At 59.9% G+C, this 1,663-nt stretch carries 2 protein-coding genes; both read left to right on the plus strand.

All coding sequences use genetic code 11. The features are described 5' to 3' along the window. The coding region (locus HMPREF3039_RS11500; protein WP_067952141.1) for a family 20 glycosylhydrolase at positions 1-1,187 on the plus strand (1,187 nt) is incomplete at its 5' end. A 67-nt stretch (positions 1,188-1,254) separates the two neighbouring features. Next, on the plus strand, positions 1,255-1,663 hold a 409-nt coding region (locus HMPREF3039_RS11505; RefSeq protein WP_147550171.1), incomplete at its 3' end, for a glycoside hydrolase family 20 zincin-like fold domain-containing protein.

The raw sequence follows: 1,663 nt of genomic DNA on the forward strand, positions 1-1,663 counted from the left end.
GCATCCCCTGCGGCGTCATCAAGGACAAGCCGCGATACCCCTGGCGCGGACTGATGGTGGATCCGGCGCGCCATTTCATCCCGCTGGCGGACCTGAAAAAGTTCGCGGACCTGATGGCCTACTACAAATTCAACAAACTGCATCTGCACCTGACGGACAACCAGGGCTGGCGGCTGCCCGTTCCCGGCTATCCCAGGCTGGAAAGCGTGGCCTCCAAAAGGGCGGAAACCTTTGGGGACGGAATCCCCCATGGAGGCATGTACACCCGGGAGGAATTGAAAGAACTGGTGGCCTACTGCGCGGACCGCGGCATCGAAGTGATTCCGGAAATCGACGTGCCGGGCCACAACGAAGCCCTGGCCGCGGCCTATCCCGAATTCTTCTGCTTCCCCAAACCGGACATGAAAGTCCGCACCGTGGCCGGAAACAGCAAGGAACTGGTCTGCCCGCAAAAACCGGAAGTATGGAAATTCTATGCGGCCGTCTTCAAGGAGCTCAAGGACATCTTTCCGTCAAAAATCGTCCATCTGGGAGGCGACGAGGCACCCACGGAACTCTGGGAAAAATGCCCGCTGTGCCGCCAGGCGCGCGCCGGGGCCGGCATGAAGGACGAACAGGAACAGATGCGTGACTTCTTTGCCCGGATGACTTCCCTTCTCGCCAAAAACGGGCAAACGCCGCAATTCTGGTACGAAGGAAATGCCGGAATCTACCACCCGGGGGAAACAGTGTACGCCTGGCGGCAGGACCAGGCGCGCCAGTCCATTGACAAGACGAAAAAGGCCGGACTGAACCTGATCATGGCCTCCAACGAATACTGCTACCTGGACTTTCCCCAGATACAGGGACAATACAACTGGGGATGGATGCGGACGACCACGCTCCGGAAATGCTATGAACTGGACCCGGCCTTCGGCAAATCCCCGCAGGAAACCGGACATGTACGGGGAGTTCACGCCGCAGCGTGGGCGGAACACCTGCCGGACCTGAACCATCTGCTCTACCGCGTCTACCCGCGGGCCATGGCCATTGCGGAAGCGGGATGGTCACCGATGGACGTCCGCTCCTGGGACAACTTCCGGCGCAAGGTGGCGGATCATCGCGCTTTCGTCCTCAAACGCTTCAACTACGATCTGGAACGCACGAAGGAAAACGAACCGCCCTTCCGCTGGGAAAACAAAAAGTAATTCCGCTGTTTTTCCTTATCATGCACGGTTCATCATGGTAGAATAATTCAAGAAATCACCGCTCTTTATGTTCCGCTTCCTCCGCATTCTGGCCTGTACTCTTCTCTCCGCCGCTGGCATGGCCCAAGCCGCGGACAAATACAGCATTATTCCGGAGCCGGAGCGCACGGAACTGAAGCCGCAGACCACCAAAACGCTCAAGCTTCTTTCCGACAAGGCCGAAGCTTCCCTGGGCAAGGACGCCTACCGGCTGTCCGTCACTCCGCAGGGCGCGCACCTGGCTTCCGGCGGACGTGAAGGCAGGCTGTACGGACAGGCCACCCTCCGCCAGCTTCAGGACCAGCTCGCCGCACAGCCGGAGGGCATCCCCTGCGGCGTCATCAAGGACAAGCCGCGCTACCCCTGGCGCGGGCTGATGGTGGACCCGGCGCGCCATTTCATTCCGCTGGCGGACCTGAAAAAGTTCGCGGACCTGA

It is taken from the genome of Akkermansia sp. KLE1798, assembly GCF_001580195.1.
Taxonomy (GTDB): Bacteria; Verrucomicrobiota; Verrucomicrobiia; order Verrucomicrobiales; family Akkermansiaceae; genus Akkermansia; species Akkermansia biwaensis.